The sequence below is a fragment of the Oceanicola sp. S124 genome (assembly GCF_000220565.1).
Taxonomy (GTDB): domain Bacteria; phylum Pseudomonadota; class Alphaproteobacteria; order Rhodobacterales; family Rhodobacteraceae; genus Pseudooceanicola.
This window is the reverse complement of record NZ_AFPM01000046.1, coordinates 1-26649: the sequence shown is the minus strand read 5'-3', so window position 1 is coordinate 26649 and position 26649 is coordinate 1. Positions and strand designations below refer to the sequence as shown.

Sequence of the window (26649 nt, the reverse complement as noted above, 5' to 3'; positions counted from 1 at the left end):
GGGGATGCCATCGCCGTCCACGGCCATGGCGGCGGGCAGCACGACCGAGAGGTCTCCCTGGCCGCTGGCCTCCAGCACGGCCAGATAGCTGGCGCCGCTGCCCGAGAGCGACTGCACGCTGCCGCCGGTGACCTGCAGGTCGCTGGCCTCGACGCCGGTGACGGGGCGCGAGAAGGTGATCGCCAGCTCATGCCGGCCGGGCCCGCTGAAGCTGTCGGGCAGGCCCGAGAGGGTGACACCGACATCGGCGCGCAGGGTGATCTGCACGCTGTCGCTGTGCGTCTCGGTGCCGTCGTTCACCGTCAGGGTGAAGGAGAGCACCCGGTCCGGGTCGCCGGTGGCGAGGCTGGGTGCGGTGAAGCTGGGCTGCACGGCGGTGGCATCGCTGAGCGTGATGTCCGCGGGCCCCGTCCAGAGGTAGCTCAGCCCATCGTCGTCCGCGTCCGAAGAGCCGGAGCCGTCCAGCGTGACCAGCACGCCGCCGGCGCTGACCTGGTCGGGGCCGGCATCGGCTAGGGGCGCGGTGTTGAAGCGGCTGCTGACCGGCGTGGCGGCGGTCGAGAAGACCCCCGGCGCACCCGGCAGGGCGACGTGTTGCGCCACCTCGGCGGGGATGGCCAGGGTGATCTCGGGGCTGCCGTCGGGGGTCACGGTCGCGGTGTAGGTCGTGCCCGAGCCGCCGAAGCCCGTCACTGCGCCGCCGGTGACCTGGATGTCATCGGAGGTGAAACCCTCGACCATGCGCGAGAAGGTGATCGTGGCCTCGAAGGGATCGGCGACGACCGAGGGAAAGCCCGAGATCACCGGCAGCGGCTCGTCCACATCGACCGTGCCGAGGGTGGTCCGCGTCTCGGCGCTGGCGTTGCCGCTGGCGTCGACCAGCGCCCCGGCTGGGAAGGTGATCGAGACCTCTCCGTCGCGTTGCGGCACGAGGGTCACGGAAAATACCTGCGGGTTGATGACCGTTGGCCCGCCGGTGAGCACCGCGCCCGAGACCACGGGAGCGACGGCCAGTGGCAAGGCGGCGTCCGTTGGATGCCTGAAATCGGCGATGAACTGCAGCATCGGCAGGCTTGGGCGCATCAGCTCGTCCAGGACGATCACGGGGGCGGTGGTGTCGCGGGTGCCGCTCAGCGTGTTCGAGGCGGCATTGGCGACGCTGCCGTAGTTGGCGACCTTGCCCGCGGGCAGCGACAGGGCCACCGGGCCGTCGGCCAGCGGCGTCGCGGTCAGGGTGTAGCTCTGGACCTGGTCATAGGCGGGCAGGGGGGAGCCGACCGAGAGGTTCGACAGCGCCAGGTTGGTGGTCGCGAAATCGTCGAGGCCGAGCGGATCTGCGGCATCGACCCCGGCGTTGAAGGTTACCGTGACGGTCTGCGGCCCGTTGATGTCGCCGCTGAAGCCCGAGAGGGTCGGGGTCATGGTGGAGGGCACGAGAACGACCTCGACCTGCTCGCTGGTGCTGTCGCAGGTCTCGTAGACGCAGGCGGTCAGCTGGATGGTATAGGTGCCGGCCTGAGAATAGGTATGGATCGGGTTCTGCGCGCGGCTGGTGCCGCCGTCGCCGAACGACCAGGACCAGGTGATGAGGTCTGCCAGGTCCTGGGCCGAGGAGCCGCCGGAATTGCTCGCGCTGGCCGATCCGGTGAGGAACAGGGTGGCGGGAACCTTGAACAGCACATCGGCGCTCGTCCCGATCTCCGCCGTGACCGTATCGGCGCCGAGCGCCGTGCCGGTGACCACGTTGGAGGCGGTATTGGGATAGGAGGAACTGTCGCGTACCGCCCCGGCCGGCAGGCTGACCGAGACCGGCCCCGGCCCCTCGGGCGTCACGGTCAGCGAGACCTCATTCGCCCCGGCCGAACCGCCGATGGTGACGCTGGCGTTGGTTGTCTCGAAGCTGTCTGCCGAAAGCCCGGTGATCGCCTCGCTGGCGGTCAGGGTGATCTCGGTCGGCCCCAGGAAGTTGGTCGGCAGCGCCGACAGCGTGACGCCGGGCACCGGATCGACCAGGGTGGACACCTTCCGGATGACCGTGTCCGTGACGCCGTAGAGACCGAAATCAAACTCTCGCCGGCCCTTTCCGGGGACGAAGCCGGAGAAGCGGAAGTACATCTCGGTATCCGTGCCGTAGGTCATGTCCGCGCCATTCTGCGCCAGGCCGGTGACATCCTCCAGCCCGCAGGCGTTTTCCAGCACATCGACGGTGATCGGAGCCCAGGGTTGGACCGAATTGTCCTGGACAGAGTAAAATGAGCCGCCAGCGTAGAAGGCGTTTTGGGTGTCGTCTGTGATGTTCACCGCGGCGCCAGTGCTGCTGACTTGCACCCGGGTGCGGCAGGAGCTTCCCGGAAACAGGACCCCGAAGTCGGCTGACCCACCGCTCAGGGCCTGGGCGGCCTGCGGCGCGGCTAGCAGGGCATGGCCGGTCAGGGCGGCGAGGACAAGCCTGGCGGCGCGGCCGGCTCTGTTCTTGTTCCGAGGGGCGACTGGATGCGGCGCAGGGGTCATCTGGGATCCTCTGGGGTGCCCGCCCCAAGGCGTCGTGCCCGGCACGCAGGAAGACCTGCCGCAACCGGACCGGCGCGAGGGGAGGGGCGGGCAGTGTGTGTGGTCAGCGGCGCCGGGAGGTCCCGGCAACGGCGCTCGGATCATAGGGCCATGCTCGAGCCGGGGCAGGAGGGTTTCTTTGTTGCGCGGACGTCGAAAAATGTTGAATGGCGGTCGGCGAGCGCGCTTCGGGATCAGGTTGCCGGGCAAGGCGATGCATGCTGCGACGGGTTGGGCGCCTGCGATGCGCCGCCCCGGGGCGTCCAGTGCTGCCCGTCCAGGGGCAGCGCGGTGCGTTGGCGCAGGCTTTCCAGGGCGAAGACCGACTCGACCTTGCGCAGGGGCACCGCCACCGTGAGATCCTCGTAGAACCGGTCAAAGGCAGCCATGTCGGGCACGACGACGCGCAGCAGGTAGTCGCAGGCCCCTGCCATGTGGTAGCTGTCGCGGATCGCCCTGATCTGATCTGCGGCGTTCAGGAAGCTGCGGCGCCACTCGGGGCTGTGTTCGGGCGTCTCGAGCGAAACGAAGGTGGTGATGGACAGGCCGAAGGCCTCGGGGGCAAGCAGGGCGACGCGGCTGCGGATGGTTCCCGCTTCCTCATGCTTCTGGATGCGCTTTCAGCAAGGCGTCTGCGACAGGCTCACGCGCAGGAGGCGGAGCAGATCCTCAACGTGTCCTAAGATCCCGCGAGGGAGTTCTACCGCGACTACAACGCCTGGTTTGCCGACTGCTGGCAGGCCGGGGGCAAGGCCGCGCCGATCCTGCGCCAGTCCCATGGCGGCTCGGGGGTGGCAAGCGCGGGCGGTCATCGACGGGCTCGCGGCGGCGGTGGTGACGCTGGCGCTTTCGGCGGATATCGACGTCATTGCGAAGCGCACTGGCAAGATTGCCGCCGACTGGCAGTCCCGGCTGCCGCATAATGCGTCCCCATATGCGTCGACCATCGTCTTCCTGGTGCGCGAGGGCAATCCGAAGGGGATCGCGGACTGGGGCGAGCTGGTGCGCGAGGACATCCACCTCATCACGCCCTATCGCAAGACCTCCGGCGGGGCGCGCTGGAACTTCCTCGCGGGCTGGGCCTGGGCACTGGATGCCTATGGCGGCGACGCGGCACAGGCGCGGGGCTACATGACGTAGCTTTTCGCCAATGTGCCGGTGCTGGACACCGGCGCACGCGGCGCCACCAACACCTTCGCCCAGATCCACGAGGCGCAGTGACATGCCCCTCGGACCTCTGGTCGCCCCGTCACCTTTGCCGGGCTTCCGGCTGAGCTTCGGCGTCACCATTGCGGCGCCTTCCGCCGTGGTGCTGCTTCCCATCGGCATTTTGCTGGGCCGGGGCCTTGCCCTCGGCCCGGCAGAGGTCTGGCAGACGGTGAACACGCCGTGCGTCTGGGGCGCGCTCGGGCTGTCCTTCCGGGCGGCCCTCGTCGCCACTCTGTTCAACCTGGTCTTCGCACTGCTGCGGGCCTGGGTGCTGGTGCGCTACCGCTTCCCGGGGCGGCGCCTGATCGATGCGGCGGTCGACCTGCCCTTCGCCCTTCCGCCCACGGTGGCCGGGGATCGCGCTGACTGCGCTCCATGCGCCGAACGGCGCTTTCGGGCGACTGCTTCCGCTGCGCATCGCCTAAGCCGAGCCGGGCATCTGGCTGGCCCTGATCTTCATCGGCCTGCCTTTCGTCGGGCGCAGCCTACAGCCGGTGATCGAGGCTCTGGACGCCGAGGTCGAGGAAGCTTCGGCCACCCTCGGTGCCTCGGGCGCCGTGACGCTGCGCCGCGTGGTGCTGCCGACCCTGACACCGGCCCTGGTGACCGGCTTCGCGCTGGCCCTGGCACGGTCGGTCGGCGAATTCGGCTCGGTGATCTTCATTGCCGGCGACCTTCCCTTCAAGGCCGAGATTGCGCCGCTGCTGGCGGTTTTCGCCGGAGCGCTTGCCGAGGGCCCGCCCGCCGCGCTTCTCGCACAGGCCCAGCCCGATGCGCGTCAGGCCATTGGCCTGACGCTGCTGGTCGCCGCGATCCCCTTGCCGCTCAACGCCCTGGTGGGCGTCGCCGCCGCCTCGGCCGTCGCGGGCTTCGACTTCCGCGGCAAGGCGCTGCTGGTGACGCTGATCGACCTGCCGTTTTCCGTGTCACCGGTGGTGGCAGGCCTGGCGCCGGTCCTGCTCTGCGGCAGCGACAGCTCCCTTGGCGGCTGGCTGGTCGCCCATGACCTGCGCATCGTCTTGACCTTGCCCGGCATCGTCCTGGCGACGCTCTTCGTCACCTTCCCCTTCGTCGCGCGAGAGCTGATCCCGGTGATGGTCGAGCAGCGCCGCGCCGAGGAAGAGGCGGCGCTGAGCCTCGGCGCCTCGGGTTGACGCGCCTTCTGCACCGTGACCCTGCCGAACATCCGCTGGGCGCTGCTTCATGGCTTGTTCGGCAATGCCCGCGCCATGGGCGAATTCGGCGCCGTGGCCGTCGACTCGGGCAAGATCCGGGGCGAGACGAGCACGATGCCGATCATGGTCGAGATGCTCTGCAAAGAGTACCTCGCCACCGCCGCCTTCAGCCTTGCGGCCTCGCTGGCCCTCATCACTCTTGCCCTGAAATCGCTGCTGGAATGGCGCCATGCCGATGTGCTGGCCGCTACCCGCCGTCACTAAGAGGACCGGTTCGATGAACAGCGACATCGACGACCTCGCCAAGAGTTTCGGATCCCGGACCGCGCTGCACCCGGTCTCGCTTGCCATCCCGTCGGGGGCGCTGGGGGCCCTGCTTGGGCTCTCGGGGTCGGGCAAGACCACCCTGCCGCGGATCCTCGCCGGGCGCGAGGCGACCGGCCTGCGCGCCCGCCCGCGCCGAACGCGACCCGACCGGGCCGAGATCGACCGGCGGGTCCAGGCCTGCCGGAGCTCATCCGGCTTCCCGACACCGGGCCGCGCTATCCGGCGCAGTCGATCCGCGCATGCTGTTGCTGGACGCCCCCTTCCGCGCGCTGGATGCCACGGTGCGCAAGGACCTGCGCCGGGGGCTTCGCGAGATCCATGACCGCACCGGGCTGACCACGGTCTTCGTGACCCATGATCAGGACGAGGCCATGGAACTGGCGGATCTGGTGGTGGTGATGTCGATGGGCGGATCGAGCAGGTCGGGATCCCGGCCTGCCAGTTCGTCGCAACCTTCCTGGCGCAATGACCGGCGCCTGGCCCTCCTGGGCGCGTCACCCGCAGCGGCCGCCCCGGCCGTCGCCCCGCAGGGGCGGGCGAATTGGTGGGCGGGGCGCCTCGTTCAAGGCGCCCCGCAGTGGTCAGGCCTTCGCTGATGCGCCGACCGTCGGCTTGCGGCGCCGTGCGAACAGGCGCGTCACGATGACGAAGAACAGCGGCACCAGAAGGACCCCCAGCACCGTGGCCGAGATCGTACCGCCCAGCACGCCCGCGCCGATCGCATTGCGCCCGCCGGACCCGGCGCCGATGGAAAGCACCAGCGGCAGCACGCCCAGCGAGAAGGCCATCGAGGTCATCACGATCGGACGGAAGCGCTGGCGGGCGGCCTCGACCGTCGCTGCCAGAAGCTCTTCACCCGCCTCGACCCTTTCGCGTGCGAACTCGACGATCAGGATCGCGTTCTTGCCGGTCAGGCCGATCACGGTCAGCAGGCCGACCTGGAAGAAGACCCCGTTCTCGTAGCCGCCAAGCCAGGCCCCGATCAGCGCGCCCAGCACCCCGATGGGCATGGCCAGCATCACCGCGAAGGGGATCGACCAGCTTTCATAGAGCGCGGCCAGCGACAGGAAGACCGCAGCCAGCGAGAGCGCGTAGAGCAGGGGCGCCTGGTTGCCCGACTGGCGCTCTTCGAGCGAGAGGCCGGTCCAGGAGATGCCGAAACCGGGCGGAAGCTGGGCGGCCAGGCGCTCGATCTCGGCCATGGCCTCGCCCGAGGTGACGCCGGGCGCCGGGTTGCCCTGGATCTGCATCGCCGGCACGCCGTTGTAGCGGTAGACGCCCTGCGCGCCGAGTTCCCAGCTGCCTTCCGCGAAGTTGGCAAAGGGCACCAGCCCGCCGGTGGCATTGCGCACCCGCCACTTGGCGATGTCCGAGGGCGTGGCGCGGCTCTCGGCCTCGCCCTGGACGTAGACGCGCTTGATCCGGCCCTGGTCGAGGAAGTCGTTCACGTAGGATCCGGCCCAGGCAACGCCCAGAAGCTGCGACACGTCGCTGGCCGAGACCCCCATGGCCCCCGCCTTGCGCCAGTCGATGTCCAGCTTGAACTGCGAGGCATCCTCCAGCCCGTTCGGACGCACCCCGGTCAGCAACGGGCTCTGAGCCGCCATGCCGAGAAGCTGGTTGCGCGCGGCCACCAGTTCCTCGTGGCTCTGGCCACCCCGGGCCTGCAGGTACAGGTCGAAGCCCGAGGCATTGCCCAGCTCGGGCACCGAGGGCGGCACGATCGGGAAGACCATGGCGTCCTGGATCTGCGACAGTGCGCCATAGGCCCGCCCGGCGACGGCCTGCACCGACAGCGAGGGGTCCTCGCGTTCGGACCAGTCCTTCATCCGCACGAAGGCGAGGCCCATGTTCTGGCCCTGGCCCGCGAAGCCGAAGCCGGCCACGCCGAAGACCGCCTCGACCGCGTCGGATTCGTTCTCGAGGAAATGGGCCTGGATGGTCTCGATCACCGCTTCGGTCCGGTCCAGCGTGGCGCCGGTCGGGGCCTGGATCATCACCAGCATCATCCCCTGGTCCTCGTCCGGCAGGAAGCCGGTCGGGGTCCGCACGAAGAGCAGCGCCATCGCCGCGACCAGTGCCAGGTAGATCAGCCCGACCCGCACCGGCCGCTTGACGATGCCGCCGACCGAGCGGCCATAGCCGCGCAGGGTGGCATCAAAGCCGCGGTTGAACAGGCCGAAGAAGCCGCCGCGCTTGCCATGGCTCTGCTTCAGCATCGTGGCACAGAGCGCGGGCGTCAGGGTCAGCGCGACCACCACCGACAGCGCCATGGCCGAGACGATGGTGATCGCGAACTGCTGGTAGATCACCCCGGTCGAGCCGCCGAAGAAGGCCATCGGCACGAAGACCGCCGAAAGCACCATGGCGATGCCGATCAGCGCCCCGGTGATCTGGCCCATGGACTTCTTCGTCGCCTCGTAGGGGCTCAGGCCGTCTTCCTCCATCACCCGCTCGACGTTCTCGACCACCACGATGGCGTCATCGACCAGCAGGCCGATGGCCAGCACCATGGCCAGCATGGTCAGCGTGTTGATGGTGAAGCCCATGGCGGCCATGATCCCGAAGGTGCCCAGAAGCACCACCGGCACCGCCAGCGTGGGGATCAGCGTCGCCCGGAAGTTCTGCAGGAAGAGATACATCACCAGGAACACCAGCACGATGGCCTCGACCAGCGTGTGGATCACGGATTCGATCGAGATCTCGACGAAGGGCGTGGTGTCGTAGGGGATGACGTAGTCGATGCCCTCGGGGAAGAACTCGGCAAACTCGGCCATCCGTTCATGCACCAGCTCGGAGGTGTCCAGCGCATTGGCGCCCGGCGCCAGGCTGATCGCCATCCCGGTCGCGGCCTGGCCGTTATAGCTGGCCGTGAAGTTGTAGCCCTCCGAGCCGATCTCGACCTCGGCCACGTCCCCCAGCAGGACGAGCCCGCCATTGGATTCGGCGCGCAGGACGATCTGGCGGAAGTCCTCCGGCGTCTGCAGCAGCGACTGCGCGGTGATCGTGGCATTCAGCATCTGCCCCTCGGGGGCAGGCCGGTTGCCGAAGGCCCCGGCCGAAATCTGCGCGTTCTCGGAAGATACGGCGGCGACCACGTCCGAAGGTGTCAGCTCGTAGGCCGACAGCTTGGAGGGGTCGAGCCAGATGCGCATCGCGTATTGCGAGCCGAAGACCTGGACCGAGCCCACGCCTTCGATGCGCGACATCTCGTCGACGAGGTTGGTCTGCAGGTAGTCGGCAAGGTCGGTCTCGTCCATCGAGTGGTCAGGCGAGATCAGCGAGATCACCATCAGGAACCCGGCCGAGGACTTGCGCACCGTGACCCCCTGGCGCTGCACGCTTTCGGGCAGCAGGGGCATGGCCTGTGACAACTTGTTCTGCACCTGTACCTGGGCGATGTCCGGGTCGGTCCCGGTCTCGAAGGTCAGGGTGATAGACGAGGTGCCCGCCGAGGAAGAGTTCGAGGACATGTAGCGCATGCCGTCGAGCCCGGTCATCTGCTGCTCGACCACCTGGGTCACCGTGTTGGCGACCGTCTGCGCCGAGGCGCCGGGATAGACGGCGCTGACACTGATCGAGGGCGGCGCGATCTGCGGATACTGCGCGACGGGAAGGGTCAGGATCGACAGGATGCCGACCCCCATGATGATGATCGAGATGACCCATGCGAAGATGGGTCGGTCGATGAAGAAACGTGCCATTTTAGACCCTTACTCAGTCAGCGCTGCCGCCGAGGCGGTGCGTTCGCGTTCCTGCGGCGCCACCGTGGCGCCGGGGGCGGCCCGTTGCAGGCCTTCGACGATCACCTTGTCGCCGGGCGCCAGCCCATCGGTCACGACCCAGGTGGCGCCGCGGTCCTGCAGCACCGTCAGGGGGCGCTGTTCGACCGTACCGTCGGCGCCGACGACCAGGGTCTGGGGATTGCCGCGGCGGTCGCGGGTGACGGCCTCCTGCGGGACGAGGAAGGCGCTCTCGACCTGGCGAGACGGCATCTCGACCTGCACGTACATGCCGGGCAGCAGCAGCATGTCGGGATTGACGAATTCGATCCGCAGCACCACCACGCCGGTCTGCTCGTCCACATGGGGTTCGGCCGCGGTCAGCAGGCCGGTGTGGTCGAAGGCCGTGCCATCGGCGAGGGTCAGCGAGACCGGCGCGTCGTCAAGCTCGTCGCTGCCGCCGCGACGGCGTTGCAGCATCTCGGCGGCGGATTGGGTCACGTCGACGTGCACGACGTCCAGCTTGCGGATCGTCGCCAGCGCCGTGGCCTGGCTGGCCGTGACCAGAGACCCGGGCGAGGCCTCGGACAGGCCGATGCGCCCGGACAGCCGCGCCCGCACCTCGGTGTGCTCCAGCTGGATCTCGGCGGTGCGCAACGCGGCCTGGGCCACGTCGACCTGGGCCAGCGCGGTGTCGCGGGCCGAAACGGCGGTATCCATCGCCGCCTGGGTCGCCACGCCGCGCTCGTTCAGCTCGGTCACCCGGGTGAATTCACGTTCGGCCGCGCTCAGCTGGGCTTCGGCCGCCTTGACCGAGGCGCGGGCCTGGGCCACCGCCGCCTCGTAGGTGGTCGGGTCGATGCGGAAGAGCACGTCGCCCTCGCTGACCATCGAGCCTTCGCGGAACAGGCGTTCGGTGATGATGCCGTTCACCTGGGGGCGCACCTCTGCCTCGGCCGAGGCACGGACCCGGCCGGGCAGGGTCGAGGTCAGTGTCAGCGCCTGCGGCTGCATGGACTCGACCGTGACGGCAGGGGGCGGCATTCCGGCCCCCTGTTGGGCCTGGACCGCTCCGGCACAGGTGATGGCGAACACGGTGACGAACGCCCGAAGGGGCGACTTGACGACTTGGGCCATTTAAGGCTCCTTTCGGGGAAGACAGGGAAAACGCTTGGCGGCTGCCCGTGACTCTCATACAAGACTCGCGAGTCTCTTAAATCGGGTGGCGGGCTGTCTGCAAGCCTAATCCGTCCCCGCTGCGCGGGCAGAGCCGGAGGAAGGGCCGCGATGACACAGGATGCACAGAAAGACGTCGCCGAACCACGCCGGACGCGGGGCCGGCCCGTGGCGATGGATCCGGGCGAACGTCGCGACCGGATCCTGTCGGCGCTCGACGACCTGTTCCGCGAGGTCGGTCTGGCGGGGATGACGATGTCGACCATTGCCCGCCGCGCCGGGATGTCGAAGCAGACGGTCTACGACATGTTCCAGGATCGCGACTCGCTGTTTGATGCCTATCTGGAGCGCCGCTTTTCCGCGCTGCACTGCCAGGACGTCACCGAGGACGACGGCGCGGGGTTCGAGGCCCGGCTGCGACGGCTGTTCCGTTTCGACGAGCCCTCCGAGGCCTGGGACCTGCCGGTCGCATTGCTGCGCCTGGCCATCGCCGAGGCAGAGCATCACCCGCGACTGGCCAGCCGCTGCCTCGAGAACGGTCCCCGCACCAAGCAGGCCCGCCTGCAATGGGAGCTGGACCTGGCCGTCGCCCGGGGCGAGCTGAAGATCTCCGACACCGCCGCGGCTGCCGCGCTTTTGATGGACATGCTGCATCCGCCCATCCTCGAGGTGCTGGTCAGCCCCCAGTTCAGGCCGTCGATCAAGGCCTGCGAGGCCCGTTTCAACTACGGGCTGTCGATCTTTCTGTCCGGCGTGTCCTGACGGCCCGCTCCCGGCTGAGGGACGTAACGCCGACCTCGTCCGGGCCGCTCGGTGGATCCCGTCACACCTTCCCCCAACCCTGCCTGCACCGCCACGCCGACCGCTCCGCCGCCCGCTGCACAACCGCGCAGATGCGCGGCAAACCGCATGCAAATCGCGGCGCCGCGCGCTTCCTGCTGGCCGGGCGGCCCTTCGTGATTTATAAGGGTAACAAATTAAAAACAGGGACTTATTCGCCATGCTCACGCTGAGGCACTACGAACTTCTGGTCACCCTGGCCGGAGAGCTTCACTTCGGGCGGGCGGCAGAGCGTCTGGGCATCTCGCAGCCGCAACTGACCCAGCAACTCAAGCAGATGGAAGAACTGATCGGCACCATGCTCTTTGAACGCAACCGGCGCAAGGTCGAGCTGGCGCCGGCGGGCCGCCTGCTGCTGCCCGAGGCGCGTGCGGTCCTGCGGCACGCGGCGAAGGCGCAGGAGGTGGCGCTGCAGGTCGGGCAGGGGCGGATCGGAGAGCTGGCGCTTGGCTACATCGGCGCCGCCTCCTACAGCGGCGTGCTGGCGCGCCTGCTGCGGCTCTATCGCGACCGTGCCCCGGATGTGCGGCTGCAGCTCACGGCTATGGACCTGGACCTGCAGTATCCCGAGGTCTCTGCCGGCAATCTCGACGCCGGGATCGTGCGCCTTCCCTATCCGAACATGCCCGAGAACGTGGTGACCCGCACCCTGCTGCAGGAACGGCTGTGGATTGCGCTGCCCGTCGATCATCCCCAGGCGGCCAGTGACGGCGTGCGCCTGGCCGACCTCGCGTCGGAAAGCTTCATCGGCACCCACCTGCCGCCCAGCACCGGCTTCTCGGCCTCGATGCACCGGGCCTTCGCGGCGGTCGGCATCGCCCCGCAGGTGGTGCACCGCTGCCCTCAGTTCGCCTCGATCGTCAGCCTGGTCTCGGCGGGGCTGGGCCTGGCCGTGGTGCCCGAGTCGATGAAGAACCTCGTCATGCAGGACGTGGTCTATCGCCCGCTGACCGACGTGGACGAGACGGCGAACATCAGCATCGTTTACCAGCAGCACCGGGAAAGCCCGGCGCTGGAGTTGTTCCTGTCCTGCCTGGACGGGATGCCAGAATGAAGGAGACAGTCATGCGCACAGAAAGCTTTACCGCGTTCGAGGGGATCTACCACGGCTACCGGCCCGCGATGAACGGCGCGCCGACGGTGGTCTTTGCCAACTCGCTCGGGACCGACCTGCGGGTCTGGGACCGGGTGGTGGCGCTGCTGCCGGAAAGCTGGGGCATCCTGCGCCAGGACAAGCGCGGCCATGGTCTCAGCGTCGCCGGGCCGTCGCTGACCATCGAGACCCTGGCCGATGACGTCGAGACGCTGCTGGACCACCACGGCATCGAGCGCTTCGTCGGCGTCGGCCTGTCGGTCGGCGGGCTGATCATGCAACGTCTCGCGGTGCGTCGTCCGCAGGGAATGACCCATCTCGTGCTCTCCGACACCGCCGCCAAGATCGGCGCGCCCGATATCTGGAACCCGCGGATCGAGACGGTGCTGGCCAGCGGCATCGCCAGCATCGGCGATGCGATCCTTGAGCGCTGGTTTGCCGCGCCCTATCGCCAGACCGAGGATTTCGCCATGTGGCGGATGATGCTCGAACGGACCCCGGCCACCGGCTATGCCGCCGTCTGCGCCGCGATCCGCGATGCGGATTACCGCGCCGACCTGGCCCGGATCACCCAGCCGACGCAGGTCGTGGTCGGCGCCGAAGACAGCTCGACCCCGCCCGAACTGGTCCGCTCGACCGCCGAGGGCATTGCGGGCGCGCGGTTCGAGACCATCGCCGAGGCGGGCCATCTGCCCTGCGTCGAGCAGCCCCGCGTCTTCGCCGACCTGCTTCTGGCGCATCTGGGCTGAGCCCGGCGCGACAACGACAAAGGGCCGCCCCGGAAGGAGCGGCCCTTTTGCCTGCCTGCCTCGCAGGGGAGGGGAGGTCAGCCGACCGTGACCCCGCCACAGACGAACAGCGTCTGTCCGGTCACGAAGCCCGCCTCTGGCGCGCAGAAGAACGAGACCGCATTGGCCACGTCCTCGCCGGTGCCGACACGGCGGACAGGCACGTTCTCGATGATCTCGCGGGTGCGCGGCGCTTCGGGCGGGTTGTTCTTCCAGAAGGCCTCGGTGCCGATCGGGCCGGGGGCCACGCAGTTGACCGTGATCCCGTGCGGGCCCAGCTCCAGCGCCCAGGTGCGGGCCATGGACTGCGCCGCGCCCTTGGTGGCGGAATAGAGCGTCCGCAGCTCCTTGCCGAGTGTGACGCGGCTGGTGTTCATCACGATGCGCCCGCCGCCGGCGGCCTTCATGGCCGGCAGGAAGGCCTGCGCGCAGATGATCGAGGGCCGCAGGTTGACCTGCATAAGCCGGTCAAAGTCGCCCAGGGCAACGTCTTCGAGGGGCGCCGGGGCGACAATGCCGACATTGTTCACCAGGCAGGTGACCTCTTCCCCGGCGGCGATGTCGGCACAGAGCGCCTGGGAGGCAGCCGCGTCCGACAGGTCGATGCGGTGGAAGACATCGGCCCCGCCCTGCGGCTCGGCGATGTCCAGCACGATGGTGCGGAAGCCGTCGGCCTTCAGGCGCGCGGTGATCGCGGCGCCGATGCCCTGTGCGCCTCCGGTGATGACGGCGGCGCGGCGCTGGAACAGGCTCAACGGTCGTCCTCCCGGATAGACGAGGGATGACGGCCGAGCGGGGTGATCTGCATCTCCATGTAGGGATAGAGCGGCAGGCCAATGAGCACCTCGTGCAGGTGTTCGTTGTCACGGCAGTCGAAGATCGAGGTGTTCTCGTAAAGCCCGGACTTGCGCCAGATGTGGCGCCAGACGCCGGAGCGCTGGAGCTCCTGCGAATAGGCCTTCTCGCGCGCCTTGGTTTCTTCCGCGACGGCGGGGTCCAGGTCGGCGGGAATGTTGACGGTCATCTCGACTTGGTAGAGCATCTCAGTCCTCGTTCAGGGTATTTCGTCCGTCGAGATAGGCCTTGCGCCAGCGGGTCACGAAGACCCTCTCGAACAGCTCGCCTTCATGGAAGGGATCGGCCTTGATGAAGGCCTCCGCCTCGGCCCGGGTCTCGACGTCGAGGACGTAGAGACCGCCGCTGGCCAGCTCGCCGGCGTCGTCGAGCTTGGCGCCGCAGGCGAGCAGCAGGTGCCGGTTGGCCTCGAGATAGTCGAGATGGGCCGGGCGGAGTCGGATGCGCAGGTCTGCGCATCCGGGTTTGTCATAGGTTTCGACCATGAAGGGCAAGGGTCAGGCCCCCGCGCCGAGCAGGCCCCAGATCGTCACCGTGGCCAGGAAGATGGCGCCGGTGAAGAACAGGATCATGACCATGTAGCCCATGAAGTCCTTCAGCTTCAGGCCCGAGATCGCCAGGGCCGGCAGCAGCCAGAAGGGCTGGACCATGTTGGTCCACTGGTCACCGATCTGCACCGCCAGCGCCGTGGCCGGGATCGAGGCCCCGAGCTGCTTGGCGGCTTCCATCATCACCGGGCCCTGGATGACCCACTGACCACCGCCCGAGGGCACGAAGAGGTTGATCAGGCCGGCGGCGAAGAAGGACGAGATCGGCAGGGTCTCGGCGCTGGAGATCGACACGAACCAGCCGGCCAGCGACACGACCAGGCCCGAGCCGGACAGGATCGCAAGGATACCGGCGTAGAAGGGGTACTGGATGATGATCCCGCTGACGACCTTGATGCCCTCGCTCAGCGCGGCCAGGAACCGGCTGGGGGTGACGAACAGGGTGATGCCCAGCGACAGGAACAGCAGGTTGATGAAGTTCAGCGTCACGCCACCGCCGTCGACGAGGTAGAGCACCACGTAGAGCAGGCCGAACAGGCCCATGGCCAGGCCGATCACCGGCGAATGGTTCAGGCGTTCGGCCAGGGTGCGGTCTTCCATCTTGGCCGCGGCGACCGGCAGCTCTGCCTCGGGCTTGGCCTCGAAGACATCGGCCGGGTTCTTCGGATGCAGCATGGCGTTGAAGAAGGGCAGGGTGACCAGCAGCACCAGGTTCATCACGATCAGGTAGGGCGAGAAGATGGTCTCGCTCAGCGGCACCAGGCCGATGGTCTCTTCCAGGAAGTGGCCGGGGGTGTTCAGCAGCAGCGGCACCGAGCCCGAGAGGCCGACGCCGTAGACCGCGAAGCCCGAGTAGCCGGCGGCGATGACCAGCGGGTAGTGCAGGCCCTTCACCTTGGCGCCCAGCTTCTGCGCGATCAGCGTGCCCAGCACGAGGCCGAAGCCCCAGTTCAGCCACGAGCCGACGCCGCCGACGAGGGTGGCCAGGATCACCGCGGCGCGGGGCGAGGAGACGCCCATGACCAGGTAGTCCATCAGTTTGTCGACCGCCGGGGTGCGGGCCAGGATGTAGCCGGCCAGCAGGATGACGGTCATCTGCATGGTGAAGGCCAGCAGGTTCCAGAAGCCGTCACCCCAGAACCGGGTGACCTCGAAGAAGCCGCTGCCCTGGGTGACCATGGCGAAGATCGCCGCCAGAGCGGTCAGGATGATCGCCACGACCAGCGGATCGGGCATGAACCGCGTGATGATGCGGGTGAAAAAGTTGGTAAGCGCGTTCAAGTTGTCCTCCTCCGGCCGGGGCTCCAATCCCCGCCCAGTGTCCTCAGTGATATCTATTGCTAATCACCAGTGATTATTTATATTGTCAACCGATTTGTGAGGAGAGCCAGCCATGCACCGCATCACCGTCATCGGGGCCGGGATTATGGGATCCCGGATCTGCCGCCACTTCCTGGGGGCGGGCGCCGCTGTCGCGCTGGTCGATCCCTCGCCCGAGGCCCGCGAGGGGGCACGGGCCAGCTTCGGCGACGGTGACGCCGCACCGCTGTTTGTCGCGTCGGTTCAGGATCTTGGCGGGGACTGGCAGCACTGCGACCTGGTGATCGAGGCGGTGCCCGAGGTGCTCTCGCTGAAGCATCGGGTGATGGCCGAGCTGGAGGCGTTCTTCGCCCCTGAGACGGTGATCGCCTCGAATACCTCGGGCCTGCGCACCTCCGAGCTGACCCGTGGGATGCGCCATCCCCGGCGGTTCCTGATCGCCCATTTCTTCAATCCCGCCGACCTGATTCCGGCGGTCGAGGTGGTGCCCGGCCCGGACACCGCGCCCGAGGTCGTCGCCCGAGTCGCGGCGTTGCTGGAAGAGACGGGCAAGAAGCCCGCCTGCCTCGCGGCGGATGTGCCGGGCTTCATCGCCAACCGCCTGCAACACGCCTTGATGCGCGAATGCTTCCACCTGCTCGACAGCGGTGTCGCCGACGCCGAGACCATCGACACTGTGACACGTTATTCCCTCGGCGTGCGGCTGGCGCTGATCGGCCCCTTCCTGCAGCGCGACCTGAACGGGCTGGACACGCATCTCAACATCGCGCGCTATCTCTACGAGGATCTCGATGCCCGCCGAACCCCGCCCGAGGTGCTGGCCGACAAGGTCGCTTCCGGTCAGACGGGCCGCAAGGCGGGGCAGGGGTTCTACGACTGGACCCCCGAGCGGCGGGCCCATATGGCCCGCATCGAGGCGCTGCTGCCGCAGGTGGTGGCGCTGTCGTCCGGGACGGATGCGAAAGGGGTGTCCGATACGGACACGAAGGATGAGGAGGATACGACATGCCGCAATGGGTGAACCGGCCCGAGGGCAGCAACTGGGGCGATTTCGGTCCCGACGACCAGTTGGGCACGCTGAACTACATCACCGAGGCCGCGCGGCTGGCGGCGGTCTCGGAAATCCGCGAGGGGCGGGCCTTTTGCCTGTCGCTGCCGCTGGACCTGCCGGGCAAGGTCCAGCTGAACCCGCGCCGTCATCCGCCCCGGCTGGCCCCGACCTGCCTTGGGGAAACGCCCTACATCAACTACCCGCTCAGCAACGTCGATCCGTTGCTGAAGGACGTGCTGTCGGATGACCAGGTGCTGATGTCGACGCAGTACTCGACCCAGTGGGATTCGCTGGCCCATGTCGGCGCCCTGTTCGATGCCGATGGCGACGGGGTGGCCGAGCGCTGTTACTACAACGGTCATCGCGCCGACGTGGACGTGCTGGGCGATGGCGAGGTGGGGGCGCATGGCTCTTACGCGCGCCGTCTTTCGGTGGCCGAGATGGCCAAGACGCCGGTGCAGGGGCGCGGGGTGATGGTCGACTTCACCCGCCACTTCGGGCGCGAGCGGGTGATCATCACGCGCAGCCTCCTCGAGGAGGTGCTGTCGAAGGACGGGATCGAGGTGCGGCCGGGCGATATCCTGATGCTGCGCACCGGCTATGCCGAGGCGCTGGTCGAGATGCAGCAGGCCCCGGACCCCGAGACCCTGCAACATCACGTGGGCGCCGTGCTCGACGGCACCGACGCGGCGCTGCATGACTGGATCACCGAGAGCCGCATCGCCGCCATCGCCGCCGACAACTACGCGGTCGAGAACCCGGACGCGGACCCGCACGCCTGCTGCCTGCGCCTGCCGCTGCACCACCATTGCCTGTTCAAGCTGGGCCTGCCGCTGGCCGAGCTGTGGTATCTGCGCGACCTCGCCGAGGCCCTGCAGGCGGCGGGGCGCCACTCGGTCTTCCTGACCGCGCCGCCGCTCTACCTGCCGGGGGCCATCGGCTCTCCGGTGACGCCGGTGGCGACGCTGTGAACGCAAAAGGGCCGCACCCCGGGGTGCGGCCCGATTTCATTGCGGGGAGGGGATGCGCGCCTGTCTCAGGCTGCCGGTTCGGGGCTGCGCTGCGCCTCTGCCACCGCCAGCTCGGCCATTTGCAGGATTGCCTCGCGGCTCGCGGCTGCGGCGACGAACAGCGCCTTGTGGCAGAACTTGGCCCCGGCAACCCCCGAAACCGCCTCCAGCTCGGCGCCCGAGAGGCCGCCCCAGGCTGCCGGCAGGTCGGCGCGCTGTTCGAAACCCTCGTCGTGCTTGCGGATGCCGCCAAGCGACCAGTCGCCGCCCTCGCGCGGGGTGATCACGAAGAGCAGGTGGTCGGCCCCGGCCTCGATCACGGCGGGACGGAAGGGCATTCCCATCGGCAGCTCGAGGATGGCGCTGTCACCGGCGGCGCGCACCGCCTCGGCAGCCAGCAGCTCGGCCCGGCGCTTGGCGGCACTGCGCGCCACCCGGGCCTCGACGAAGCTGCGCGCGATGGCGACCGCCGAGGCAAAGGCCTCCTCGAGGCTGGCCGGGTCGGTATCGTCGAAGACCGGCTTCAGGGTCTCGATCAGGCCGGGCAGGGTCAGCGAGGCAAGCGGCCCGGCCTCGGAGACACTGACGGTGCCGTTGTCGACCTGGTCGACCGGCAGCACGAAGCTGCGGTCGAACGCGGCATGGATCCCGGCCAGGTCTTCTTCGGGGATGTCGAAGCTGCGCAGGTAGTCGAGGCCGAAGTGCTTCCAGACCAGCCCGAAAGAGCTGTAGGGCGTGCCGTCCTCGCGCAGCGGGCTTTCGCGCTGGTGGTGATCGAAGATCCCGGCCTCGGGGTCGTAGCGCCCGCCGACGTCGTAGACCAGGCGGCCCTCTGCGGGGCAGATCCAGTCAGGGTCGCGGCTGCGCACCACCTCGGCCGCCGGGTGAAGGCGACCCAGGATGACGGTCGACAGGACCTCGTCGGCATGGAAACCGCCGGAATGGGTGACAAGGGTGGTGATGGTCATCTGACTGTCCTGCTGTCGCTCGTGGTCGCGCTCTAGTGTCAGTCTATGGCCGGGTTTCATAGCGCGAAGTTGACGGGTGTCGGGAAAAGCGTGCCGAGAGGCCGGTGCCGGAGGGGCAGGCGGGCGCGCGGCGTTCAGAGCAGCTGAGAGATCGTCCGGGCCGTCTCCAGCACCCTGGCGATGGTCGCGTCATCCGGGCTGAGCTGCAATTCGTGGCCCGACAGGTTCATCGCCGCCACGTAGCGCCCGTGCCGCGAGACCAGCGGCGCCGCGATCGACAGCGTGCCGGTGGCCAGGTGAGAGCTTTGCGCGACGTAGCCCCGGGCGCGGTCGTCCTTCAGCAGCGCGCGCAGCTCGTCCAGTGACTGGGGGGCGGCGGGGCTCATGCGTTCGAAGGGGTAGCCCTCGAAGAGCTGGGTCAGGCTCTGCTCGGGCAGGTCGCTGAGCAGCACCCGCCCCATGGTGGTCGAGAAGGCGGGCAGGCGGGTGCCGACCGGCACGTTCGACACCATCGCCCGCTCTGACAGGGCGCGGTAGACATAGACGATCTCGGTGCCCTGCAGCAGGGCGACATGCACGGTGAAGCCGGTGGCGTCACGCAGCGCATCGGCGGGCAGGCGCGCGACGTCGTAGACATCCAGCGAGGCCAGGTAGCGATAGCCCAGGTCCATGACCCGCGGCGCCAGCCGGTAGCGGTTGTCGTCGCGGGTCAGGTAGCCTTCACGTTCAAGCGTGACGACAAAGCGATAGGCCGCGGAACTGGTGACCGAGATCGCCTCGGCGATCTCGGACAGGCTCATCTCGGCATGGCGGTGATCGAAGCATTCAAGAATGCTGAGGCCCCGCAGCAGCGAGTTCGAGCGGTAGTCGGGTTCCTTGGCCATCGCCTGTGGGCACCTCCTGGGGGTGTCGCCGGATCAGCCGGCCTTGCGGTCGTCGAGGCGGGCCGCGATGCGGCGCATGGCGGCAGCGTAATCCGCCAGGATCGCCTCTTCCTGCGGGTGGCTGCCAGACTGGACGACCTTCCGGCCCCGGACAACCACGTCGCCGACGTTGAACCCGCGTCCGGCGAAGACGTGGAAGTCGAGGCAGACCTCTTCGGCAACCGGCAGCAGGGCCTCGGGTTCGGGGCTGGTCAGCTCGACGAAGCTGGCCATGCCGCCGGGTGCGATGGCGCCTTCGGGGCGGCCCGCCGCGCGGGCGCCGCCAAGGGCCGCACGGGTCCAGAGGTTGGCCGCCACATGGGGCCGCTGCGCATCGGCCAGCACGTTGCGCTGACGGTCGCGCAGCCGCTGGCTGTACTCGAGCATCTGCAGTTCCTGCGCCGCGACGCTGGCGATGTTGCTGTCCGAGCCGATGCCGAAATGACCGCCCTGCGCGAGGAAGTCGGAGCCCGGAAAGATCCCGTCGCCCAGGTTGGCTTCGGTCAACGGGCAAAGGCCCACGGTCGCGCCCGAGCGGGCGATCCGCGTCACTTCCCCGGCCGTCAGGTGGGTGGCATGGATCAGGCACCAGCGCTCATCCACCGGCGCGATGTCATAGAGCTGGTCGACCGGCCGCTTGCCACCCCAGGCCAGCGAGTCCTCGACCTCTTTCATCTGCTCTGCGACATGGATATGTACCGGGCAGCCGGGCAGCATCTCGTCGCGCATCTGCATCAGCCGGGTGATCTCGTCGGGCGTCGCGGCGCGCAGCGAATGCGGCGCCATCCCGAGGACATGACCCGCCTCGGCCGCAGGGGCGCGCAGGGCGTCCAGCATGGCGTGATAGCCGTCCAGATCCTGGATGAACCGCCGCTGACCCTCGGTCGGAGCCGCACCGCCGAAATTGGAATGTGCGTAGAAAACGGGCAGGTGCGTGAGCTCCAGCCCCGTCGCGCGGGCCGCCTCGAAGATCGCCAGCGACAGTTCCTCTCGGCGGGCATAGGGCGTGCCGTCGAGATCGTTGTGCACGTAGTGGAATTCGACGATGCCGGTATAGCCGCCCTTGAGCAGCGACAGGTAGAGCCGCGCCGCGACCGCCTGCATGTCCTCGGGCGAGAGGGTCAGGGCGAAGAAGTACATGATGTCGCGCCAGGACCAGAAGCTGTCCACCGGGTTGCGGCGCACCTCGGACAGGCCGGCCATCGCATATTGGAAGGCATGGCTGTGCAGGTCGGTGATGCCGGGCACGACGGGGTTCTCGTAGACCGGCAGGCCGGTCGGATTGTCGTCCTCGAACATCTCGCCGATGGTGCCGTCCGCGGCGAAATGCACCGAGAGATTGCGCCGCCAGCCATCGGGCGTCAGCGCAAGGCGGAAGTGGGCGCCGGGCAGGGTGGGGGCGGTCATGTCAGGAAAGCTCCGCTTCGGGGGTGAAGGAGGTCATGGCGGCGATCAGGGCCGCAAGGGCGACCTTCAGCTGGTCGGCGCGCTCGGGCAGGTAGGTCCAGGGGGTCTCTTCCAGCATGTAGCACTCCTGCGCGATCTCGATCTGCAGGACGTGGACACCCCGGGCGGGCTGACCGTAGTGACGGGTGATGAAGCCGCCCTTGAAACGGCCATTGCGCACGGCGCTGAACTGGCTGGCCTCGAGCGCGGCGAAGGCGGCATCCGACAGGGCGGGGGCGCAGCTGTCGCCCGAGTTGGTGCCGAGGTTCAGATCGGGCAGGCGGCCCTCGAAAAGGCGCGGCACGCGGCTGCGGATCGAATGGACATCCAGCATCAGGCAATAGCCGTGCAGGGCGCGGATGCGCTCGATCTCGGCGGCCAGCGCGACGTGGTAGGGCGTCCAGTAGCCCTCGATCCGCGCCGCGCGTTCGGCCTCGTCGGGCTCCTGCCCGGGGCGATAGAGGGGGGTGCCGTCGAAGTCGATGGTCGAGATCAGCCCGGTCGTGTTGCCGGAATAGAGCGGCAGGTCATCGGCGGGACGGTTCAGGTCGACCACGTAGCGCGACTGGCGCGCGGTCATGAGGCTGGCGCCCCCGGGCAGCACGTCGCGGGCGATGCGGTCCATGTGCCAGTCGGTATCGCAGAGGTCCAGTGCCTCTTCCGTCAGCGCCGCACGCAGGGAATCGGGCAGCTCGGTGCCCGCATGGGGCACGTTCAGCAGCAGTGGAGAACTGCCCTGCAGCCTGTGAAATAGAGGTGTCTGCATGGATTTGCCCGCGTCGGAGGTCATTGCGTGCCGCCTTTCATATTTGAAATGAAATATTGACATATAAAATTTGGAGGTCAAGATTTGATCATTCTCCCCGCGCGCCCCGGTGCGTCCGTCCGCGTGGAGAGCCAACAGATCTAGGAGGATCAATGATGACCCTTTCCCGCCGCCACTTCCTTGGCACCTCCGCCGCAGCGGCCACGCTGGCCGCCCTGGGCACCCCGGGCCTGGCCCAGAGCCGCACCTTCTTCGGCATCGCCACCGGCGGCACCGGCGGCACCTACTACCCGCTGGGTGGCATGCTGGCACAGCTGATCTCGAACACCGCCGAGCTGACCGACACCAAGCTGTCGGCCACCGCCGAGACCGGCAACGCCTCGGTTGCCAACGCGCAGCTGCTGGGCCGTGGCGAGATCGAATCCGCCTTCGTCGCCGCCGACATCCTGGACGCCGCCTACCACGGCAAGGGCCAGTTCGAAGGTGAGCCGATCGAGAACCTGCGCGCCATCGGCGCCCTCTACCCCGAGACCGTCCAGCTGGTCGTGCGCGCCGACAGCGGCATCGCCACCTTCGAGGACCTGAAGGGCAAGTCGATCTCGTCGGGTTCGCCGGGTTCGGGCCAGTGGCAGCTGCTGGGTGACCTGCTGGAAGCCCATGGCATGACCCGCGAAGACGTCAACGAGGACTACTCCTCGTTCGCGCAGTCGGTCGACAAGATCAAGGACGGCAACCTCGACGCCTCGCTGATCACCGCCGGCCTGCCGACCTCTTCGGTCACCGACCTGGCCAACGGCCATGACATCGCCATCGTTCCGCTGAACGGCCCGGCGATTGCCAAGCTGCAGGAAACCCAGCCCTACTACGCCAACTCCTCGGTTCCCGCCGGCAGCTACAAGGGCATCGACGCCGACGTCGACACCTTGGCCGTGCGCGCCATCTGGGCCACCCACGCCGATGTCCCCGAGGATGTCGTCTACGCGGTTGCCAAGGCGCTCTACGAGAACACCGAGACCCTGGGCCAGGTGCACCCGATGGGCAAGCGCATCTCGCTGGACACCGCGCTGGAAAGCGTCTCGATCCCGGTTCACCCCGGCGCCGAGGCCTATTTCACCGAAAAGGGTGTTTCCAAGTAATGAGCCTCTGCGGATTTCTCCGCGGGGCAGGGGCGGCGGCGCTGGTCGCCGCCCCTTTCCTTGCCACGGAGGCCGGCGCCGGTGCGGCGGCGGCCCCTGGCGCGGCCCTGTGCCTCAGCGAGACGCGGGGGGGGCAGGCGCTGGTGAAACGCGTGCCGCTCGGTCCCGATGCGACCTTTGAACTGAGTTTCATCCACTCGGTCTCGCGGACGCCGGTCACCGATACCTACCGGATCGAGGACGGCCGCATCCTGCAGACCAGCGAGATCTTCATGGCCCATGGTGCGGGGTTGCCCTCGATCGCCAATGACATGGATGCCACCGGCTGGCGGCACGAGAATGGGCATTTCATTCTCGACATGAATCGCTATACGGGCCCGATCCCGCTGCGCATCCAGGCGCAATTCAAGAACACCCTGCATGTTGCCGGAACCGAGCTGCCCCTGGCCACGCTCGGCCATTCCGCGCTTACCCTTGCCCCCTGCGACGAGGAGATCACCGAGTGACCCAGGACAGCCCCCCCAAGGCCGACAATCGCGGCCATACCGCCGCTGACGGCGACCACGAATTCACCGCCGACGAAGTCGAAGCGCTGGTGCGCGAGTACGACTCCGAATCGAACTTCCGCAACCTCGTCGGCCCGACCGCGATCTTCGTGACCATCGCCTCGGTGGTCCTGTCGCTGTTCCACGTCTACACCGCCGGCTTCGGCCTGCTGAACGAGGTGATGCACCGGACGATCCACCTGACCTTCGTCATGGGGCTGATCTTCCTGGTCTTCCCGCGCAAGCGCGCCAGGCCGAACCGCAAGCTCTGGATCGAATCCGGGATCTTCGCGGCCTTCTACCTCTACCTGCTGTGGTCCATCCTGCCCTCGCTGCCCGAGGGTGCGACGAAGTATGTCTTCATCGCCGTGGTGCTGGTGCTGACCGGGCTGACCCTGCCGATCAACCGCCGCAACGCCGACCCCGAGAAGATCGCCCTGCGTGACTGGATCTTTGCCGCCGCCGGCGCGGGCTTCTCGGCCTACCTGTCGATCTTCTTCCACTACATCTTCATCGAGAACGTCGGCAATCCGCCCCAGCCGGTCTACATGATGGGTCTGATCGCCATCATGATGACGCTGGAGGCGACCCGCCGCACCATGGGCCCGACCCTGGCCTATATCGGCATCGGCTGCCTGATCTACGCGCTGTTCGGTCCCTACCTGCCGGGCATCTTCGCGCACCGCGGCTACTCGATCACCCGGATCATCAACCACCTGTTCATCGGCACCGAGGGCATCTACGGCGTCGCCGTCGGCGTCGTGGCGACCTACGTGTTCCACTTCGTGCTGTTCGGGATCCTGGCGCAGATGTCGGGCCTGGGGCAGCTGTTCATCGACCTCGCGACGATCATCGCGGGCCGCGCTTCTGGCGGCTCGGCCAAGGTCTCGGTCGTGTCTTCCGGTTTCTTCGGCATGATCTCGGGCTCACCCATTGCCAACACGGTGACCACGGGGGCCTTCACCATTCCGCTGATGAAGAAGTCCGGCTTCTCGGGGCGCTTCTCGGGCGCGGTCGAGGCCTCGGCCTCCTGCGGGGGGCAGATCACCCCGCCGATCATGGGCGCCTCGGCCTTCGTGATGACCGAGATGCTGGGCATCCCCTACAACGAGCTGATCCTGATCGCCATCGTGCCGGCGGCCTTCCACTACATCGCCATCCTGCTGATGGTGCACCTGGAAGCCAAGAAGCTGGGCCTGACCGGCATGACCAAGGAGAACATCCCCCAGTTCGGCAAGGTGCTGGCCAAGTCCTGGCACCTGTTCATCCCGCTGGGCGTCATGGTGGCCATGCTGCTGATGCAGTACACGCCCTTCCTCGCCGCCTTCTGGGGCATCATCCTGACCATCGTCTGCAGCTACGTGCCGCTGATCATGCGCCAGTTCGGCAATACCACGATGGACACCTCCACCGTGCTGACGCCGCCGCGCCTGGTGCGGGGCTTCGAGGACGGGGCCAAGTTCGCCCTGGCCATCGGTGCCGCCTGTGCCTGCGTGGGCTTCCTGCTGGGCATGACCACGCTGACCGGTCTCGGCTTCAAGTTCTCGGCCGCCGTGGTCGAGCTGGCCCATGACCTGGCCGGCTGGGTCACCATGATCGACTTCACCGGCCTGCTCTCCGAGCAGGGCATGGCGCTGTTCTTCGGCCTGATCTTCGTCGCCATCGCCTGCATCATCATGGGCGCAGGCATCCCGACGACGCCGACCTACATCATCCTGGCCTCGATCGCCGCCCCCGCGCTGACCGAGTTCGGGGTGCCGCTGATCGCCACGCACTTCTTCGTCTTCTACTTCGGGGTGCTGGCAGACGTGACGCCGCCGGTGGCACTGGCCGCCTATGCAGCAGCGGGTCTGGCGCGGTCCGAGCCGATGACCACGGGGACGACGGCCTTCCGCCTGTCGATGGGCAAGGCGCTGGTGCCGTTCATGTTCATCTACGCGCCCAGCCTGCTGTTCGTCGAGTTCACCTGGCTCGAGTTCATCACCGCGCTGCTCTCGGGCCTGACCGGTGTGCTGGCGCTCTCGGCGGCCTATATCGGCTGGTTCCGCCGCTCGCTGGTGCTGTGGGAGAAGATCGTGCTGACCCTCGCGGGCCTGCTGCTGATCTCGACCAACTTCATTGCGATCACCATCGGCGCGCTGGTGGTGCTGGCGATCCTATTGCGGCCGACAGGGTCGGGCTCCAGCCCGGCCGCGGCCTGATGTGACAAGGGCCGCCGCCTCGCTTCGCGCGGGGCGGCGGCCGACCCCTGAAGGCTCCCGGCCGTCCGGCAACGCCGCGATGGTCGCCCCGGTTCGACACCCGCCATGCCGCAGACAGGCCAGGCGGGGGCGAAGCGAGCGGCAGAGCCCGCTGCATTCCCACCATAGTGACTGACCTCCCCCTCCGGGCCCGGGACAGGGGCGCCGGCGCTTCGGCGCTCGCTCCGGCCTGGGCCAGGCGTTTCAGGCGGGCTGCGACGGGGATCGCGTGGGGGGCTAGGTCGGGTCTTGATCGGGTGGGATCAGGCTCAGCTTGTAGAACTGTCGGCGTGGCGTGGCGATCTGACCCGGGACGGCCACGGGCCGCCAGCCGGGGGCGGACCCGGTTTCCCGCGTCAGGAAGGCGGTGAAGGCGGCGGCCCTGTCTGTGCCCGGGGGCGCGGGGGCGAGGGTGACGGCGATCGCTCCCTCGTCGGTGACCTGCAGCGCCGCAAAGACCAGCGGAGTGCCCAGCCTGTCCGCCATGTCGAAAAGCGCCGTGCCCAGGTAGCGATCCTGGTACAGGGTGCCGGGGCGCCGCAGCGTGAGGTCCAGGGGGGCCAGAACCGGTCGACCCGCCTTCACGGCCTTGCGGATCTCGATCAGGGCGCGACTGTCGGCGGGGATGAAATCGCGGTCCTCGAGGCGCGGCGCGCGCAGCTTGCCGTCCTCGAAGTCGCGTCGCTTCGGACTACGCAGCAGGACCGGAGCCAGGCCGGCGTCGCCCAGGGCCTGCTGAAGCGCGAAGGTCAACCGGCTGTGGGCGAGGCAGATCACCGGCGCCGGGGCGGTGCCCGCCGGCAAGGCACCCCTGAGCCGCAGCAGCGCCTGGGGCAGGCGGCCCCCCGGCAACAGGCGCGTGACCAGCTTGGCAGCGACGTAGTTCTGCCAGGGGATGCGGAAGCGGTTCTTGTAGAGCGCCCGGCCTTCCAGCAACCAGCGCAGCCTGAGCGCGAGCCCC

The 26649-nt window shown here is 68.2% G+C and carries 21 protein-coding genes and 4 pseudogenes; 12 read left to right on the top strand and 13 right to left on the bottom strand.

The genetic code is table 11. The features are described from left to right. Window positions 1-2301 (bottom strand): Ig-like domain-containing protein (locus OS124_RS0104390; protein ID WP_168161431.1); only part of this gene is annotated, 2301 nt, incomplete at its 3' end. 443 nt (window positions 2302-2744) lie between these two features. After that, window positions 2745-3089 (bottom strand): Lrp/AsnC family transcriptional regulator, encoded by a 345-nt coding sequence (locus OS124_RS27880; RefSeq protein ID WP_272941941.1) that lies wholly within the window; start codon window positions 3087-3089, stop codon window positions 2745-2747. Between the two features lie 222 nt (window positions 3090-3311). Here OS124_RS27880 and OS124_RS26405 point away from each other — a divergent pair. The 4 pseudogenes from OS124_RS26405 to OS124_RS28245 all read left to right on the top strand — a co-directional run. Continuing rightward, window positions 3312-3753, top strand: a pseudogene (locus tag OS124_RS26405) (sulfate ABC transporter substrate-binding protein); the annotation flags it as partial. Window positions 3754-3772: 19 nt separating this feature from the next. Continuing rightward, window positions 3773-4472 (top strand): annotated as a pseudogene (cysT, locus tag OS124_RS27875) (sulfate ABC transporter permease subunit CysT); the annotation flags it as partial. Further along, window positions 4452-5198, top strand: a pseudogene (locus OS124_RS27870) (sulfate ABC transporter permease); the annotation flags it as partial. The pseudogenes cysT and OS124_RS27870, both read left to right, overlap by 21 nt. A 13-nt stretch (window positions 5199-5211) precedes the next feature. Further along, window positions 5212-5730, top strand: a pseudogene (locus OS124_RS28245) (ATP-binding cassette domain-containing protein). A 112-nt stretch (window positions 5731-5842) separates the two neighbouring features. Here the strand turns inward: OS124_RS28245 and OS124_RS0104365 are convergent. Together OS124_RS0104365 and OS124_RS0104360 are read right to left on the bottom strand one after the other, a co-directional pair. Next, window positions 5843-8965, bottom strand: coding sequence for an efflux RND transporter permease subunit (locus OS124_RS0104365; protein WP_010138136.1), 3123 nt, complete (start codon window positions 8963-8965; stop codon window positions 5843-5845). Between the two features lie 9 nt (window positions 8966-8974). Beyond that, window positions 8975-10120 (bottom strand): efflux RND transporter periplasmic adaptor subunit, encoded by a 1146-nt coding sequence (locus tag OS124_RS0104360; protein WP_010138135.1) that lies wholly within the window; start codon window positions 10118-10120, stop codon window positions 8975-8977. Window positions 10121-10270: 150 nt separating this feature from the next. Here OS124_RS0104360 and OS124_RS0104355 point away from each other — a divergent pair, with 150 nt between their 5' ends. The 3 genes from OS124_RS0104355 (at window position 10271) to pcaD (ending at window position 12841) form a co-directional block, all read left to right on the top strand. Then, a complete protein-coding gene (locus tag OS124_RS0104355; RefSeq protein ID WP_010138134.1) occupies window positions 10271-10921 on the top strand; it encodes a TetR/AcrR family transcriptional regulator in 651 nt (216 codons plus the stop codon). A gap of 238 nt (window positions 10922-11159) precedes the next feature. Continuing rightward, window positions 11160-12053 (top strand): LysR family transcriptional regulator, encoded by an 894-nt coding sequence (locus OS124_RS23645; RefSeq protein WP_010138133.1) that lies wholly within the window; start codon window positions 11160-11162, stop codon window positions 12051-12053. A gap of 11 nt (window positions 12054-12064) precedes the next feature. After that, the gene (gene pcaD, locus OS124_RS0104345) at window positions 12065-12841 is read left to right on the top strand and encodes a 3-oxoadipate enol-lactonase (protein ID WP_010138132.1); all 777 of its coding nucleotides are present in this window, start codon (window positions 12065-12067) and stop codon (window positions 12839-12841) included. Window positions 12842-12918: 77 nt separating this feature from the next. Here the strand turns inward: pcaD and OS124_RS0104340 are convergent, their stop codons facing one another. The 4 genes from OS124_RS0104340 to OS124_RS0104325 are packed head-to-tail and all read right to left on the bottom strand — an operon-like array spanning window position 12919 to window position 15564. Next, window positions 12919-13635 carry an SDR family NAD(P)-dependent oxidoreductase gene (locus tag OS124_RS0104340; RefSeq protein WP_010138131.1) on the bottom strand — a complete coding sequence of 239 codons (717 nt, stop codon included), beginning with the start codon at window positions 13633-13635 and terminating at the stop codon, window positions 12919-12921. Then, complete coding sequence (catC, locus tag OS124_RS0104335; RefSeq protein WP_010138130.1) at window positions 13632-13922, bottom strand: muconolactone Delta-isomerase; 291 nt, start codon at window positions 13920-13922, stop codon at window positions 13632-13634. Before catC ends, OS124_RS0104340 begins: the two co-directional genes overlap by 4 nt. A gap of 1 nt (window position 13923) precedes the next feature. Further along, a complete protein-coding gene (locus OS124_RS0104330) occupies window positions 13924-14220 on the bottom strand; it encodes a YciI family protein (protein ID WP_237708069.1) in 297 nt (98 codons plus the stop codon). Window positions 14221-14232: 12 nt separating this feature from the next. Then, window positions 14233-15564, bottom strand: coding sequence for a short-chain fatty acid transporter (locus OS124_RS0104325; protein ID WP_029375159.1), 1332 nt, complete (start codon window positions 15562-15564; stop codon window positions 14233-14235). Between the two features lie 112 nt (window positions 15565-15676). On the opposite strand from OS124_RS0104325, the gene OS124_RS0104320 reads away from it, so the two are divergent. Both OS124_RS0104320 and OS124_RS0104315 read left to right on the top strand, forming a co-directional pair. Beyond that, complete coding sequence (locus OS124_RS0104320) at window positions 15677-16624, top strand: 3-hydroxyacyl-CoA dehydrogenase family protein (RefSeq protein WP_010138125.1); 948 nt, start codon at window positions 15677-15679, stop codon at window positions 16622-16624. Then, a complete protein-coding gene (locus OS124_RS0104315) occupies window positions 16609-17625 on the top strand; it encodes a cyclase family protein (RefSeq protein ID WP_010138124.1) in 1017 nt (338 codons plus the stop codon). The genes OS124_RS0104320 and OS124_RS0104315 overlap by 16 nt, the downstream gene beginning before the upstream one ends. Before the next feature lie 65 nt (window positions 17626-17690). On the opposite strand, the gene OS124_RS0104310 is transcribed toward OS124_RS0104315, so the two are convergent. From OS124_RS0104310 to hutG, 4 genes are all read right to left on the bottom strand, one after another. Beyond that, window positions 17691-18632 (bottom strand): MYG1 family protein, encoded by a 942-nt coding sequence (locus tag OS124_RS0104310; protein ID WP_010138123.1) that lies wholly within the window; start codon window positions 18630-18632, stop codon window positions 17691-17693. 134 nt (window positions 18633-18766) lie between these two features. Next, window positions 18767-19516: an IclR family transcriptional regulator gene (locus OS124_RS0104305; RefSeq protein ID WP_010138122.1), complete on the bottom strand. Its 750-nt coding sequence runs from the start codon at window positions 19514-19516 to the stop codon at window positions 18767-18769. 33 nt (window positions 19517-19549) lie between these two features. Further along, window positions 19550-20962, bottom strand: coding sequence for a formimidoylglutamate deiminase (locus tag OS124_RS0104300; protein WP_010138121.1), 1413 nt, complete (start codon window positions 20960-20962; stop codon window positions 19550-19552). 1 nt (window position 20963) lies between these two features. Beyond that, complete coding sequence (hutG, locus tag OS124_RS0104295; RefSeq protein WP_010138120.1) at window positions 20964-21791, bottom strand: N-formylglutamate deformylase; 828 nt, start codon at window positions 21789-21791, stop codon at window positions 20964-20966. Window positions 21792-21919: 128 nt separating this feature from the next. On the opposite strand from hutG, the gene OS124_RS0104290 reads away from it, so the two are divergent. Genes OS124_RS0104290 through OS124_RS0104280 form a run of 3 tightly spaced genes read left to right on the top strand, consistent with a single transcriptional unit; the run spans window position 21920 to window position 25649 of the window. Continuing rightward, window positions 21920-22903: a TAXI family TRAP transporter solute-binding subunit gene (locus OS124_RS0104290; protein WP_010138119.1), complete on the top strand. Its 984-nt coding sequence runs from the start codon at window positions 21920-21922 to the stop codon at window positions 22901-22903. Then, window positions 22903-23409, top strand: a complete 507-nt coding sequence (locus OS124_RS0104285; RefSeq protein WP_010138118.1) for a DUF1850 domain-containing protein — start codon at window positions 22903-22905, stop codon at window positions 23407-23409. Before OS124_RS0104290 ends, OS124_RS0104285 begins: the two co-directional genes overlap by 1 nt. Continuing rightward, window positions 23406-25649 (top strand): TRAP transporter permease, encoded by a 2244-nt coding sequence (locus OS124_RS0104280; protein WP_010138116.1) that lies wholly within the window; start codon window positions 23406-23408, stop codon window positions 25647-25649. The genes OS124_RS0104285 and OS124_RS0104280 overlap by 4 nt, the downstream gene beginning before the upstream one ends. A gap of 276 nt (window positions 25650-25925) precedes the next feature. Here the strand turns inward: OS124_RS0104280 and OS124_RS27280 are convergent. Further along, window positions 25926-26649 (bottom strand): hypothetical protein (locus tag OS124_RS27280; protein ID WP_010138115.1); only part of this gene is annotated, 724 nt, incomplete at its 5' end.